General features: G+C 65.2%; 13 protein-coding genes. 6 read left to right on the top strand and 7 right to left on the bottom strand.

What is annotated here, in order from left to right; genetic code table 11:
* The first annotated feature begins 124 nt into the window (after positions 1-124).
* Positions 125-1,825, top strand: coding sequence for a 2-isopropylmalate synthase (locus ABDC25_RS06695; RefSeq protein WP_197024843.1), 1,701 nt, complete (start codon positions 125-127; stop codon positions 1,823-1,825).
* Here ABDC25_RS06695 and ABDC25_RS06690 read toward each other — a convergent pair.
* From ABDC25_RS06690 to ABDC25_RS06680, 3 genes are all read right to left on the bottom strand, one after another.
* Positions 1,822-2,406 carry an NADPH-dependent FMN reductase gene (locus ABDC25_RS06690; RefSeq protein ID WP_347125520.1) on the bottom strand — a complete coding sequence of 195 codons (585 nt, stop codon included), beginning with the start codon at positions 2,404-2,406 and terminating at the stop codon, positions 1,822-1,824. The two genes, ABDC25_RS06695 and ABDC25_RS06690, sit on opposite strands and share 4 nt — an antisense overlap.
* Before the next feature lie 91 nt (positions 2,407-2,497).
* Positions 2,498-3,040 carry a hypothetical protein gene (locus ABDC25_RS06685; RefSeq protein ID WP_021199293.1) on the bottom strand — a complete coding sequence of 181 codons (543 nt, stop codon included), beginning with the start codon at positions 3,038-3,040 and terminating at the stop codon, positions 2,498-2,500.
* Positions 3,041-3,090: 50 nt separating this feature from the next.
* The gene (locus ABDC25_RS06680) at positions 3,091-4,182 is read right to left on the bottom strand and encodes an ATP-binding protein (RefSeq protein WP_136025052.1); all 1,092 of its coding nucleotides are present in this window, start codon (positions 4,180-4,182) and stop codon (positions 3,091-3,093) included.
* 217 nt (positions 4,183-4,399) lie between these two features.
* On the opposite strand from ABDC25_RS06680, the gene ABDC25_RS06675 reads away from it, so the two are divergent.
* The 5 genes from ABDC25_RS06675 to ABDC25_RS06655 are packed head-to-tail and all read left to right on the top strand — an operon-like array spanning position 4,400 to position 9,601.
* Entirely contained in the window at positions 4,400-5,041 is a 642-nt protein-coding gene (locus ABDC25_RS06675) for a response regulator (protein WP_347125518.1), read from the top strand.
* The gene (locus ABDC25_RS06670; RefSeq protein ID WP_347125516.1) at positions 5,038-6,780 is read left to right on the top strand and encodes a hypothetical protein; all 1,743 of its coding nucleotides are present in this window, start codon (positions 5,038-5,040) and stop codon (positions 6,778-6,780) included. Before ABDC25_RS06675 ends, ABDC25_RS06670 begins: the two co-directional genes overlap by 4 nt.
* Positions 6,781-6,828: 48 nt before the next feature.
* The gene (locus ABDC25_RS06665) at positions 6,829-7,503 is read left to right on the top strand and encodes a GAP family protein (RefSeq protein WP_021199289.1); all 675 of its coding nucleotides are present in this window, start codon (positions 6,829-6,831) and stop codon (positions 7,501-7,503) included.
* Positions 7,504-7,530: 27 nt separating this feature from the next.
* Positions 7,531-9,126: a carboxylesterase/lipase family protein gene (locus ABDC25_RS06660; RefSeq protein WP_167253839.1), complete on the top strand. Its 1,596-nt coding sequence runs from the start codon at positions 7,531-7,533 to the stop codon at positions 9,124-9,126.
* 49 nt (positions 9,127-9,175) lie between these two features.
* Positions 9,176-9,601 carry a DUF1003 domain-containing protein gene (locus ABDC25_RS06655; RefSeq protein ID WP_046398908.1) on the top strand — a complete coding sequence of 142 codons (426 nt, stop codon included), beginning with the start codon at positions 9,176-9,178 and terminating at the stop codon, positions 9,599-9,601.
* 469 nt (positions 9,602-10,070) lie between these two features.
* Here ABDC25_RS06655 and ABDC25_RS06650 read toward each other — a convergent pair whose 3' ends face one another.
* From ABDC25_RS06650 to ABDC25_RS06635, 4 genes are read right to left on the bottom strand one after another with little or no spacing between them, the layout of a single operon-like run.
* Positions 10,071-11,135, bottom strand: a complete 1,065-nt coding sequence (locus ABDC25_RS06650; RefSeq protein ID WP_347125512.1) for a hypothetical protein — start codon at positions 11,133-11,135, stop codon at positions 10,071-10,073.
* Positions 11,125-12,192 carry a hypothetical protein gene (locus ABDC25_RS06645; RefSeq protein WP_347125510.1) on the bottom strand — a complete coding sequence of 356 codons (1,068 nt, stop codon included), beginning with the start codon at positions 12,190-12,192 and terminating at the stop codon, positions 11,125-11,127. The genes ABDC25_RS06650 and ABDC25_RS06645 overlap by 11 nt, the downstream gene beginning before the upstream one ends.
* The gene (locus ABDC25_RS06640) at positions 12,192-13,112 is read right to left on the bottom strand and encodes a DNA adenine methylase (protein WP_347125508.1); all 921 of its coding nucleotides are present in this window, start codon (positions 13,110-13,112) and stop codon (positions 12,192-12,194) included. Before ABDC25_RS06640 ends, ABDC25_RS06645 begins: the two co-directional genes overlap by 1 nt.
* On the bottom strand, positions 13,109-14,587 hold the full coding sequence (locus tag ABDC25_RS06635) for a hypothetical protein (RefSeq protein WP_347125959.1): 1,479 nt from the start codon (positions 14,585-14,587) through the stop codon (positions 13,109-13,111). The genes ABDC25_RS06640 and ABDC25_RS06635 overlap by 4 nt, the downstream gene beginning before the upstream one ends.
* Positions 14,588-14,626 lie beyond the last annotated feature (39 nt).

Below are 14,626 nucleotides of genomic sequence, written 5' to 3'. Positions count from 1 at the left end.
GAAGAAGGACACCGCACCCGCCATGACCACGACATCGTTCCCCCACCCCTCCCCGGCCACCGACCTCGATGCCGACGCCGGCCCCGACCGGACGCCGACCTGGAACAGGCAGCGACGTTCCCCGATGCCGTCGCACCGCTACCGCGACGTCTACTCCCGCGTCGACGTGCCCCTCACCGAGCGGGACTGGCCGACACGGCGTCTCACCGCGGCCCCGCTCTGGGTGCCCGTCGATCTGCGGGACGGCAACCAGGCGCTCGCCGAGCCGATGGACCCCGCGCGCAAGCGCCGCTTCTTCGAGCTGATGGTGAGGATGGGCTACAAGGAGATCGAGGTCGGATACCCGTCGGCGTCGCAGACCGACTACGACTTCGTGCGGCTCATCGCCGAGAGCGACATCGCCCCGGATGACGTGACGATCGTGGTGTTCACGCCCGCGCGTCGCGACCTCATCGAACGCACGGTCGCCTCCATCCGGGGCATCGCCAATCCGGTCGTGATCCACATGTACACCGCGACCGCCCCGACCTGGCGCAGCCTGGTGCTCGGGCACGAACGCGAAGCGCTGACGCAGCTCATCCTCTCCGGCGGCCGTGACGTGTGGGAGTTCGCCGGAGACCTGCCGAACGTGCGGTTCGAGTTCTCTCCCGAGGTGTTCAATCTGACCGAACCCGACTACGTGATCGATATCTGCGATGCGATGACCGACCTGTGGCAGGCGACCCCCGAGCGCCCGGTGATCCTCAACCTCCCGGCCACGGTCGAGGTCGCCACCCCGAACGTGTACGCCGACCAGATCGAATACATGCACAAGAACCTCGCCCGTCGCGATGCCGTGATCCTGTCGGTGCACCCCCACAACGACCGCGGGACCGGCATCGCCTGCGCCGAGCTCGCGGTGCTCGCCGGCGCGCAGCGGGTCGAAGGCTGCATCTTCGGCAACGGCGAGCGCACGGGCAACGTCGACATCGCGACGCTCGCCCTGAATCTGCACGCGCAGGGCGTGGACCCGATGATCGACTTCTCCGACATCGACGAGATCCGCCGCACGGTCGAGTACTGCAACCGGATCGAGGTGCACGCCCGCCACCCCTATGTCGGCGACCTGGTGCACACGGCATTCAGCGGGACCCACCAGGACGCGATCAAGAAGGGCTTCTCCGAGCATCGCGCTCGGGCTGCGGCCGAGGGCCGCGACGAACGGGAGATCGAATGGCGGGTCCCCTATCTGCCGATCGACCCCGCCGACATCGGCCGCGACTACGACGCGGTGATCCGCGTGAACTCGCAGTCGGGGAAAGGCGGGATCGCCTACCTGCTCGAAACGGCGTACGGGATCGAACTGCCCCGCCGCCTGCAGATCGACTTCGCGCGACACGTGCAGCGGCACACGGACACGATCGGCACCGAGGTCACGGCATCGGAGCTGTGGAGGGTCTTCGGGGAGGTGTACTTCGGCACCGGTGCCCGCACCGATATCGCGCTCGTCTCGTACGACACCGCCGAGTCCGACGGCGAGTCCCGCACACGGATCACGCTGCACATCGAGGGGCGCGAGCACACGAGCACCCATGCGGCAGGTGGTCCGGTCGAGGCCCTCACTGCGGCACTCGACACCCGGGGAATCCGTGTCGACGTCGTGAGCCTGCACCAGACCAGCGTCGGATCCAGCACCGACGGTGAGGCGCTCATCCTCCTCGAGCACCGCACGGAAGAAGGGGTCGCCTGGTCGGCAGGCCGCGGGCGCTCCGTCCTCTCCGCGAGCCTGTCCGCCGTGATCACGGCGGCGAGCCGCGCCGCATTCCCCGACGCGACGCCCGACTAGTCCTGGTCGCCGACGTGGCCGGGAGCTGTGAGAGAGAGCACACGCTCCACGAAGGCGGCGTACTCCTCCATGTAGTGCTCCAGGAACTTCTTCGTGCCGTCGTCCTCGACCTCGCCGTCCGGGCCGAACATCTCCGGTCGATACGTCAGGTACGCCTCGGGCGCGTTGAGCTGTGGGGCGTTGAGGAAGCTCAGCACGCTGCGCATCGACGACTGCATGACGGCGGTGCCGATGGCCCCGGTGGAGGCGCCGATGATGCCGGTGGGCTTGCGCGCGAACGAGTTGTGACCCCAGGGGCGTGAGCCCCAGTCGATCGCGTTCTTCAACGCACCCGGTATCGAACGGTTGTACTCGGGTGAGACGATCAGCAGTCCCTCCGCCTGTTCCACCGCCCGCTTGAACGTGGTCACGGCGGCGACCGGATCGAGCTCGTCGTCGCGGTTGTACAGCGGCAGATCGCGGATCGGGATCTCGACCATCTCGAGGCTGGGAGGTGCCAGCTTCACGAGGGCGGTCGCGACGACGCGGTTGATCGAGTCATGGGCGAGGCTCCCGATGAGGTAGCCGATCCGGTGAGTCATGCGCATTCTCCCTCGTTCGTTCCGCCGTGGTCGTTGGCGTTCAGGCTAGCCCCGTATGCCGAAACCGCAAGCCCGACGCGGCTCACCGGTCTCAGTGCACGAGAGCCTTGAGAACCACGAAGACGAGACCGAACGACGCCGTCCCCAGGGCGCCGAGCACGCGCGTGAGCAGGGGGCTCCCCCGACGGAGGAAGGCCACATAGCCGAGGAACGCGAGGATCACGACACCAGACCAGAGCGCGAGGTCGTTCGCGAGCCCGTCGGGCATGACGCGGGTCGTGCCGGCCAACAGGAAGACCGCCGGCACGGTCGCCGAGCTGAGCATGCCGAAGGAGTGCTTCACCGACGCGGCGAACGCCGCCCGAACCCCGACGGATTCACCGTGCTCGCGTTCATCGTGATCGCTGACCCTGGCCACGGTGCCGGCATACACATGAGCACCCCAGAACACCAGCACCGTGACGGCGACCGTCACCAGCACCGCCAGTGATGTCTCCCCGTGCGCCGAGGACACGGCCACCAGGCCGCTGACGAGAATCGTGCCGTAGACCGCGGCCTCGGTGCCGAATCCCGATCGCAGGGCCTGATGCACGCGAAGGATCCCGTCATCCGCAGTCGTTCTCCGCCTGTCCATACCCGGTGCTGCTCCTGATCCGTCGTGCCATCGCTACCATCGAGCTCCCATCATCCCTCGACGCGCAGGGGGACCTTCACATCGCCGCCCGCCTCCTCGGTGATCCGCTCCCCCATCTGCACGAAGGTCGGCGCCGAGATGAAGCCGCCGGCGAACAGCGCCTGCCCCTGGACGAAATCAGCGGAACGGCGGATGGCATCCTCGGAGGCGAAGCCGAAGACGTCGGCGAGCTCGGCGAGGTCGCGGGGCGCGTTGACCCGCATCAGCGCGAGGTTGTCGCACTGCGAGAGCACGTTGGGGTGGATCTTCGTCGGACGCTGGGTGGAGAGCAGCAACCAGAGCCCGAATTTGCGCCCCTCGGCCGCGATCTGCACGAGCTGCTCGGTGAGGGCTCGTTCGACGGCGGTCTCGGGATTCGGCGAGCAGAGGTTGTGTGCTTCGTCGATGACGATCAGGACGGGCCGTCGTTCCTCACGGTGTGCCCAGAGATGTTCGAGCACGGCGAGGGCCGCGACCTTCGGCTCGGCGGGGTGCTCGAAGCCGCCCAGGTCGAGGACCGTGGCTCGTGGGCGTTCTTCGATCACGTCGATGACCGATCCGGCGCCGCGTGACCAGAGCGCCCACTCCAGCACCTGCAGGTTCTCCATGCGGTTCGCGAGCCGCACCCGGGCGGGGTCGCCAGAGGCTCGCAGACCGGGGAGCATATCGCGACCGTCGAAGACGTGCGCATCTCGTTCCTCATGGAGCAGTGCGTTGTACTCTTCCGCATCCGCGATCGGGTCCATCTGCAGAACGGCTGCCTTCGATGCCGGCACCAGATCGACGTAACGCACGTGCAGGCGCTCGCCCTCACCCGCGCCGGAGCGGAACACGCGGATGTCGAGTTCTGCCATGCGGTCGGTCTCGGATGCTCCTGCGGAGGCCCGCGTCTCCCGCAAGCGCGTGAAGTCGCTGTTCGGATCGAGGACGATCAGCGGCAGCTCGGTGTGCAGGAGCAGCTGTTCCAGCACGACACCGAGCGCATACGTCTTCCCGCTGCCGCTCTGCCCGACCCAGAAGGTATGCCTGTTGAAGCGCCGGGCGTCGAGGTCGACCGGAGCCCCCGGGTCCTCGAGCGTCGTTCCGATGGTGAGGTTCGTCATCACTCCGGTGCACCTTTCCTTCATCCCGTCATTCCTCGCGGCGGGGCGAGCCCATCCTCCGAGACCGATGCACGACATCATCCTCGCCCGGCTCGCCTTCGCACCAGTGCCGACATCCGTGGCCGCGGATTCCCGTGCGCAGTCCCGATACCCGAGAAGGCCGATTCCCCTCCTGCCCCGACGTTCCGACACCGCTGCGCTCCACTAATGTGACAACGTGGGCGCGGAGTGGAGACGACGGGTGCTCGTCGTCGAGGATCAGGGTGCCCTCCGCATGCTGGTGTGCGATCTGCTCGAGCGCCACGGCTTCCAGACCGCGGCAGCCGCCGATGCCGCCGAGGCGACACGCCTCTTCACCGAATTCGACCCGGACGCGCTGCTGACCGACATCGATCTGGGCTCCCGCCCCTCCGGGGCGGAGCTCGCCGCGATGCTGGTCGAACTCGCACCGCACATCGCGGTCGTGTTCCTCAGCAGCTACCCCCGTGCCGCCGCCGGTGCCACGGCGATGGGGATCGAGCAGGCCGTGTTCGTCGCGAAACAGGACCTCGATTCCCCTACGGCTCTGCTCTCCGCGCTGGAACGTGCTCTGTCGACGCATCCGACACCTCTGCCGCCCTCGGCCGAAACAGGCGACCCCCTCGGCTCACTCACCAGGCATCAACTGGAGATCCTCGCGATGATCGCACGCGGATGGTCGAACGAGCGCATCGCCGTCGAGACCGGTGGCACGGTGCGCGCAGTCGAACGATCCATCAGCCGGTTGTTCGGAAGACTCGAGGTGACACGCGACCCGACCGTCAACGCTCGTGTCGCTGCGGCGGGACTCTACCTCGCCGCGTTCGGTCCCGCCCGATGAGGAAACTCCGCCGTGCGGCTGTCCGCGCCTTCGGCGGCGGCCGATTCCTCACCGTCTGGTCGATCGCCGCTTCCCTCCCCCTGTCCCTCACCGTCATGGCGCCCACGGGTGTCGGCATCGACACTCTGACCGCGCTTCCCGCCATGGTCGCGACCTGGCTCTGCTTCGCCGCGGCGCTCACGGGCATCGCCGCATGGGAACGTCGCGGCCGATCCCGGCGAGAGCGAGCAGCCGTCGTGACCGCCGGGATCGTCGTCTGCGCGGCGATGCGTCCGGTGATGCAAGACGGCTGGCTCCACCTCGCCGGCCTTCCCGCACCACCTTCGGGTCAGCTTCCGTACCGGATCGCGACGAACATCGTCGTCTGGATGATCGTGCTGAGCATCATCGCCGTGCTGGATTCCTCGCTCCGGTCACTGCGACGGACGAACGCCCTGCTGCGGTCCGTGGCCCAGGAGCTCGCCCGGGCACAGGACGATGCGCACGCGCTGGCGACCGACGCGCGGAACCTTCTCGACCGAGCGCAGTCGACCCTCGATGCGGCGATCATCGAGATGGAACCGACATCCGCCGGCGTCCGAAGGCTCGGAGACGAATGGATCCGCGAGTGGAGTCACCGTCTCGCCGAGCTCGCCGAGAAGAAGGAGGCCGGGAATCCGCGTCGAGCCCGCGACGGCTTCGGTGATCGCGCGGACCCGAGGTCTTACCCCTCGCCTCGGCACGTCCTGTTCCGCCTCCCGCCGCCGGGTCTGGTCACCCTCATCTACGCGGTGTGCCTCCTCCCCTATGCGACCCGCACGCAGACGCCACTCGAACTGCTCATCGGGATCGCCGCCCTCGCCGCGGGAGGTGCGGTCGTCGACTTCCTGCCGCGACGCCGCGCGATCGCTCGGGTGCCCCACCACGCGTCCTTGCTCTTCATGATCCTCTCGTGCGTCGTCGGCATCGCGCTCGCAGCACTCGCGGCCGCGCAGGGGGTGGCTCCGTTGCTCGCCGCCGTCTCCGCCATCGCGTACATCGGGTTCGCGTTCGCCGCCGGAACGTGCGCCGGCGCGCTGCACCGTCTCCGCAGCGAACAGCACCGACTTTCGAGCGCCGTCGCCGACGCCCAGCAGCTCGCACGTGCCGGCACCCGCCCCACTCGCGACGGCCTCAGAGCCGCCGCCGACCTCCTGCACGCGGATGCGCAGGGAGCCTGCATTCTGTTCGCGCTCGCACACCCCACACCCGATCCGGACGATATCCGGCGGCTGCGGGCAGAACTCGCGACTGTCGTGAGCCGACTTCCCGAGGCTTTCGCCACGGCCGACGATCCCCGTGCCCATACTTCCCTCACCGCACTCTTCGAGACGTGGGCGCACGTCATCGAGCTCCGTGTCGACGTCGACGACGAGGCACGCGATGTTCTGTCCTCGATCCCCTCGGTGGTACGAGACTGCTACGACATCGTCGCCGAGGGGCTCCTGAACGCCGCGAAACATGCGAGTGAGCGACGAGCGGAGGTGTCGATCCGTCGAGTGACGACCGGCGCCGGACCTCGGCTTCACGTCCGTGTCTCGTCGCCCGGGATCGCCGCACGCGGCACACGTCTGCGCGCATCCTCACGGATGCAGGAGCTCGGCGCCCATCTTGTCCGCATCCCCGGCGGTGTCGCCCTGGAAGCCGCGTTCGCGCTTCCGCTGCGCGCGGCTGTCGTGTCAACCGAACATCGCGACGGAGAGCACCCGACCCCGCCGTAGCGTCGTCTGCGCCCCACCGAAGGGCACACGAAGACGATCGGACGAGACGTGAACCAACTGCATGACCTCCTCCCGCTGGCTGTGGGCATGCTCATCTCGCCGCTGCCCCTCGTGGCGATCATCGCGATCATCCTCGCTCCCCGCGGCCGGACGGCGGCGCCCGTCTACGCCGCAGTGTTCATCGCGATCTCCCTCGCGTTCGTCATGGTCGGCGCGCTCACCTCCGCCGGTTCCGCCTCGGGGTCTCCCTCCGCCACCGCGAAGACAGTCTCGTTCTTCCTCGCCATCGTGCTCGCACTCGGCTTCGCCGCGCTCGCCGTCGCGAGTTGGTCGTCTCGCCCCCGCCATGGCCAGCCACCCCAGACGCCGGCCTGGCTCGCGGCCCTCGATGCCGTCACCCCGGCGAAGGCGGCCGCGCTCGGCTCGATCATGGCGGTCACCAACACGAAGAACATCCCGCTCGCGCTGAAGGGCGGTGCACTGATCGGCGAGGCGCATCTCCCTCTGCTCGCAGCGGGAGGGCTCTGCATCGGGCTGGTCGTCGCCGGCACTCTGCCGCTGCTCGTCACGGCCGCCGTCGCCACGAGCAGATCGGCGGTCGTCACGAAAGCACTCGAACGGGTCAAGTCCGAGATGATCGCGCACAACGCGATGATCATGACGGTGCTGTTCGCGGTTCTCGCCGCGAACGAGGCCGCCCAGGTCATCCGTCACCTGTCCTGAAACACGACCATGTCAGGAGCCGCACGCATGTCAGACAACTCTCCCCCCGACGACGAGACGCGCGTCGTCACCGTCACGGCACCGGCCGGGACGTTCCGCGGCACGGATGCCGACGGTGCGCGCTCATGGCGCGGAATCCGCTATGCCCAGGCGCCGGTCGGTCTGCTGCGTTGGCGTGATCCCGTCGCGGCGCCGAGCGTCGAGGAGGAGATCGACGCCACCGTCTACGGCAACGTGTGCCCGCAGCAGATCAACCCCGCCGTACCGCTGGGCGACGACGCGGTGATGGACGAGGACTGCCTCGTGCTGAACGTGTGGGCACCGTCGGAGCGACCCGAGAGCGCCTTCCCCGTCATGGTATGGCTGCACGGTGGCGCCTACACGTTCGGCTCATCGAGCCAACCGCTGTTCGATGCGACATCGCTCGTCACGCGCGGCGAGGTCGTGGTCGTGACGGTCAACTACCGACTCGGCGCATTCGGTTTTCTGGATCTCGCCGGACTCCTGCCCGATGAGGGTTTCGATCGCAACCTGGCCCTGAAGGACGCGCTGCTCGCGTTGCGCTGGGTGCAGGAGAACATCTCGGCGTTCGGGGGCGACGCGGGCAGGGTCACGGTGTTCGGGGAGTCCGCGGGAGGAGGGCTGGTGACGACTCTGCTGGCGACGCCTTCGGCCGAAGGTCTGTTCGCCCGCGCGATCGCGCAGTCCTCCCCCGCCTCGAGCATGTACGGGACCGAACGGGCGCGTGACGTCGCCGCGCGGTTCGTGCATGAGCTGGGCATCGATTCGACGGATGCTGCGGCGGTCGCGGGGGCTCTGCGCGCGGCATCCGTCGATGACATCGTGGCGGCGAGCATGGAGGTGTACGCGGCCGTGCCGGACGACGCACCGGGGACCCTCGCGTTCGCGCCCGTCATCGACGGCGATGTTCTTCCGGAGGCGCCGGTGACCGCGCTGCGCGAAGGACGCGGGCTCCGGGTTCCACTCCTGATCGGGACGAACAAGGACGAGGCGTCGCTCTTCAAGTTCATGAAGTCGCCTCTCATCCCGATCACCGACGACCGCATCCGACAGATGTTCACCGACATGGCCGAAGACAACCCGACGATCTCCCTTCCCTCCGCCGCTCAGGTCCGGACCGCCTACGAGAACGTGCGGCATGGCGCCGTGGGGCTCGGGATCGCCCGCGACATCGGATTCCGTCTGCCGACGCTGTGGATAGCGGAGGGTCACAGCACCGTGGCGGATGTGTGGCTGTATCGCTTCGACCATGCGGCGCCCTTTCTCCGTCTGATCGGTCTCGGTGCGACGCACGCGACCGAGCTGCCGTACCTGTGGGGCAACCTGTCGAGCGGCCCCAAGGACCCGACGTTCCGGCTCGGCGGCCGCCGAGCCGCGCAGGAGATCTCGGTGCGGATGCAGGAACGCTGGGCGGCGTTCGCGCACGGACGCACACCGGATGCGGCGACCGCGAAGGATGCGCCGACCTGGGCGCCGTATTCTGCATCGGATGCGGCCGGCCGCCGTCAGACCCTCGTGATCGAGCGGCAGGACACTCTCGTCGCCGACCTCGATGCTCCTCTACGCGCGGCATGGGGCGACGACGTGCTCGATTTCCGGTGAGCGCTCGTGCATCCGAAGGGCCGACCGTGCGGCGACGTACCATTGGCCGATGACGCGACCTCTCATCAACTGGCACACTGCTCAGGCCGAACATCTCACGGCAGGTCAGCGCGCGGCTGATCGGCTTCGGAACGGGATGGGATCATGGCCGTTCATCGGGGTGTTCGTGCTCTTCATGATCGCCTGGGCGATCGTCAACAGCACGGCCCTCATGTGGGATCCCTACCCGTTCATCCTGCTCAACCTCTTTCTGAGCATGCTCGCCGGGCTCCAGGGAGCGATCCTTCTGATCGCCGCGAAGAGGCAGGATGCCATCGCCGCCGCCCTCGCACAGCACGACTACGACACGAACCTCGCCGCGAAGAAGGAGATCGAGGACCTCATGTCGATCAACCGGATGCAGCTCGAACTCCTGACGGAGCTGCGCGCCGCGGTCACGAACGACGGAGACGGGGCAGCGACGTCCGCGCGCTGACCTGCTCGACGAGCAATGTCGGGAACGGTGAGGGAACCCTCGTCGACGAAGCATCTGCTCGTCCAGAGAGGGTGAGACCACGTTCTTCTGCACGCTCTTCTGCACGCTCTTCTGCACAGTCTTCTGCGCACCGGCCCGTGACCTCTCGTGCTCGGCAAGAGCATCAGCTCGTCGCACAGCGAAGCGGACCGGTGGACCGGGGACAGTCGGCGTGCGCGGCGGCGCCAGACATGCAGAAGGCCCGGAGACTCTTGCGAGTTTCCGGGCCTTTCTCGGTCGGGCTGACAGGATTTGAACCTGCGACCCCTTGACCCCCAGGTGGCAGGATGATCGGTCTTAGCCTGCTTGACCAGGGGTTTTGCTTTTCAGGAGTGTGCTCTGGACGTCACGTTTTGCAGGGTTTGCAGGCTGTTGGTCACCTGATTGGTCCACTTCGCCAGCAGCATCTAGCAGAGACACCCACGGCCCATCAGGCCGCTACGGCACTCCCCCTGGCGTAGGACAGTGCGTCTGTCGACCAGGCGCGAACGTACTCCTCATGCTCCTGGTACTCGTGTTCGTCGTATCTTCCATTCACCTTCGAGAGCGCCATAAGTTCTGTGAGCCGGAGCCGATCGATAACCACCCCGTAGTCGTTCTCCCGAAAGCGTGCCTTCTCCGTCGCAACCGTTCGGAAGTCAACCTTCTTCTCTTCTGACTGCTCGTGATGCTGGGGGAAGGGAACGAAGAGCATCTCGATGTGCTTGTGTGAGGGCATCTTCACGAACCAAGGAAGGAAGTGACCTTCAATGAACGACTTGATGGGTTTGGCGGTCCAGTTGCTCCCAGACGCGACTTGCCCGTAAGCGACGATCGAAGCGGCCTCGCCGTCAAGAAAAGGTCGCCAGGCGACGATGTCGACAGTTCCATCAGCCGCATGTGGTGAGAGTCCGGTCGGTCGGTCGTCCGGCGCTACAGCGGTGCCCATAGAGGAAGCAAGGTCTTGGATCGCTTTGAGCATCCCCGATCCGTCGGGACGCGGAAAGCCGAACCAGTACGCACGCCCGCCCAGCACTTCTGCGGCCGTCAGATACGACTCAACTTGGAGAGCTCTCGCGCTCGACTTGAACACCTCATGGTCGCTCTTCGTCGGCAAGAGCTCGGAGTGGATAGCGGAGATCAGAAGGCAGCAGACATAGCAGTCGTGTGCGGCCTGATCAGCTTCGCTCAGCGCCGCTCGACGCCTAAGCGCCCATTTGCCGAACTCCGATACGAGCTCGAAGGGGTACAGAGCGCCAAGCACGCGCTCACGGTAGGCAAGCTCCTCGTAGACGCGCTCAGAAAGCTGATCGTTCTCAGGTTCCAGGATCTCCTCATCGACAAGCTCGGCGTCGAGATCGGTCAGCAGGCTTCCATGGTCAGGCTCCCTCTGAACGGTCTGGCTTCGAATCAGGCTCTGCTCATTGGCTCCCGACTCGTCAACAAGCGCATGCAGTTCTACCCAGTCGGCCGCCACGCTCCGCGTCGAGCGTTCCAGTGGCGCGTTAATTCTCATCGGCGGAGTTGCCTCGAAGGTGCGCCTCTTTCATCGCGTTGACCACGATGGTCACCACACGGAGGGTCGATTCGGCATCATCAACCAAGTCAGACTTGGGGTCGTAGCGAGCAATGATGCGCGAGACGTCCTCGGCCGAACTGGCGAGTTGATAGAACGCCTTTTCAAAGGCCTTGGCCTTGTCCTCCACGACGTCGAAAGCCCGGTCGAGGTCACGGTTGGACTCAAGTACCCGGACTGCGCGATCGCTGCCGAGTACGTTTACGAGTCGTCCGAGGTCGGGATTCTGACTCCGAATGAGCGCCGGCTCGTCCTCCTGTCCGTAGAGCCATGACAGGAAGTTACGAAGCTGCGGTCGGTGTGACGCGGGCACGGGGTTTGCTGGCAGCACTGAGTTGTCGCTCTCGGGCAGTCCGAGGAACTGGCGAACGTTCACCGTGGACAACGCAGTGTAGAGGTGCGAGAAGTAGAAGGACTTCTTGGACCGGAGTTCACGGTCGAAAAGCTTGGCTTCCTCCGCTTGTTCCAGGACGACGACACCGTTGACGAGTCTGCTGACGGTGTTGTGGCCATCTCCCAGCCTACGGCTCACTTCATCGATATCGTCCCCGTCTTGGAGCCACGAGTGCGCGAATCTCGCCTTCGCGTAGGAATCCCACTTAAACGCGCCATTGACGTGCTTGAACCCGATGAAGTCGCGCGCTTCTTTGCGACTACCGACGTAGTTCACCTGGATTTCAGTCGGTACAGCGTTGGCGTGTAGTGGCTGCGGGAGGGACACCTTGAACTGCTGCTGGAGGCGAGGACTCGCAATGATGCGCAGAGCTGCGAGGCGCCGATTGCCTTCGACGACGGTTCGCGTCGACTCTTCGACGATGAGAGGCTCAAAGTCCAGCCATCCCGAGTTCCCGATCGACTGGATCAGCTCGCCCAAATCTGCCTGAACGTAGAGGTAGGCGATCGCCTCATCCTCGTCGGTGAACTTCGCGTCCGGCATCCGCGGGTTCGACAGATCGAGGGATAGCGTGTCGGGTGCCGCCTTTTCGAGCCGCGCCATCAGGACGCTCCTTCTATAGTGCCGCCCACACGCTGCACCAGATCAGCGTGGGCGGATTCGAGTTCTTCCGGGATCGCGAGGTGGGGTGAGAACACCATGACTTCGTTAGCCTTCATAACGCGGTGTGCGGAGTAGTTCAGGGCAAAGAGTCGTCGTCGGAGAGTTGAGTAGAGCTCTGCGACCTGGGGGACGTTGTCGTAGGTAAGAATCCACTTCGCTCGCTCGACACTCTTCAAACGTTCAGCAAGCGCCTTGTGGTCGGCTTCTTGGAACGCGTTGAGGTACAAGGAGCCAGCCTTCTCGAAGTAGGGCGGGTCTGCGTAGATGAAGGCGTCCTCGCTGTCGGAGTAGCGTGAGATCACGTCTAGACCGTCTTCGTTGGTCACGGCGATACGGTCCGCGTGCAGCGCGATCAACCTGATCCGCTCCGCCAGACCCTCCCGATTGAAGCGAGCGTCGATCTTATAGTTTCCCGTCTGGTCCTTCCCGCCGATCGGCCCGCCGTTCAGCACACCGGAACGGTTAGTCCTGTTGAGGTAGAAGGTGGCGAACCCAAGGGGAAGGTGGTCCTCTCTCGGCGATGTCAGGTAGACCTCTCGCTGTCGCTCCCACTCATCCACGGTGAGTTCAACGTTGTTGACGAGCCGCGTGAACTCGCCAGGCTGCGTAACGACTGCGTTCCAGAACGCGAACACCGCCGGGTCGAGATCGTTGATTGCGATTCGCTCGACCTGACCGGATACCAGTAGCGCAAGAGCGGCCCCGGCTCCCCCGGCGTAGGGTTCGACGTAGACGCTTGAAGTGAGGTCGTTCTCGCGGATGATGGTCCGCAGTCGCGAGTAGAGCAGTCCCTTGCCACCGGGGTACCGAAGAGGTGAAATGGTCACTCTCTTCCTGGCAGATGTCGCTGTTCGCGTCATGGTTTGAGTACCGCTTTCATGACTCCTTCGATGGTCGCCCAGCATTCGCGAACGTCATCGGGTGTGGCAAAGATGTGATGGTTGTGGTTGGTTGCGTCGAGGTGGGCCTTCGACCCGACGAAGCCGTAGCGTCCACCGCGAATCTTCTGTACGGGCTGGATAAAGGCGGTCTGTCCGGTCGTCTTGAAGTGCTCTTCGAGCCAGACGAGGCAGTTCGAGAGATACACGAATCCCTGCTCATTGGAGCCCTTCTTGATGTCCTCCCCGAGCACCTCGGCATGGGCCTTGATCGTCTTCTCCAGGAAGGTGCGCAGTAGGTCGAGGGTCGCGTTTGGAAATCGCTGGATGTTGATTGCGGAGAGTTCCTTGACGATCTCGTGAATCGACGCGGGGAAAGTGGTCGGAACCGTGAGATTGTCTGTGTTGAGGTAGTTCCGCTTCCTCGGGAACGGCTTTGCCTTGTCACTACCTGCATCCGATTCCGTGTCAGATGACGTCTGGTCACCATCGCGGTGCTCGCCATTCGGTCCGCCCTCTTTGTGGTTGGACCCTGCCGAGCCTGCATTCGATGACGAGGATTCATGAGATGCGCTGTGGTCGGCAGTCGAGTCCTCGTACTCGTTGAGCAAGTCGCGCAGTTCGTCCATGTAGGCGACGTACCGTTCGCCGGAGGTTCTGTTCAGGACACGCGTGTTGATAGCCCCGTCACGAATATCGGAGACGATCTTGGTCGCCAGACGTTCGAAGAGAACTCGCGACGAACGAAGTTCTACATTCCCTGTGCCGCTATCGATTTCGATACCGGCGAGCTGCAGGAACTTGTCGTTCTCGTAGAGCCGTGCGAGAGTCGACACGGGAAAGCGGCGACGATTGACGTAGTCGCGGAGCGACGGGTCAGCGAAGCTGACGCCGCGAAAGAGTCCGAGAATCTTGCTTCGAGTGATGAACTTTCGGACATCGATGGTCGGGTACTGCGCGACGAGCTGCTCGGCGGTCTTGCCACCGTCAAGCTGTGCTTGGAAGAACGCCGCTTGCCGAGCCGGGCTCCAGGCAACACGCTGGTTTCCGGTGTGGAGCGCCGCGATCAGTTGGTCGGCATCGTCTTGCGTGGGCGCCTTCTTCACGGTGATTTGCCGGAGTTCATCACGGCTCTCGATGCTCTGCGCGAGCTTGCTGATTCGTGCTTGGTGGTCCGGCGCGAGATACGGGTTTTGAATCGCTTTGAGCGCCGCCACTCGACGGTTTCCTTCGACGACAACGAGAGTGCCGTCACGCTCAACGACGATGGGGACCTCGTGAGTCAGAAGACCGACTTTCGTGATGCCTTCAACAAGGTTTAGAGCCTTCTCGTTCGTGAAGAGGTCCTGAACAATGTCGGACTCAGGGACTCCGTCGGGGATGTCCAACCGGACGTTTCGGGGGTCGAGTCTGACACCGTTGACGATGTCAACGGTCAGCTCTTCCCATGTCGCCATGTTGATCACAGCCGCCTACCTCGCCATGCAGCGGGCATC

The organism is Microbacterium sp. SY138 (genome assembly GCF_039729145.1).
Classification (GTDB): Bacteria; Actinomycetota; Actinomycetes; order Actinomycetales; family Microbacteriaceae; genus Microbacterium; species Microbacterium maritypicum_A.
Note: the sequence above shows the minus strand (reverse complement) of the source record. Positions and strands in the feature narration are given on the sequence as shown.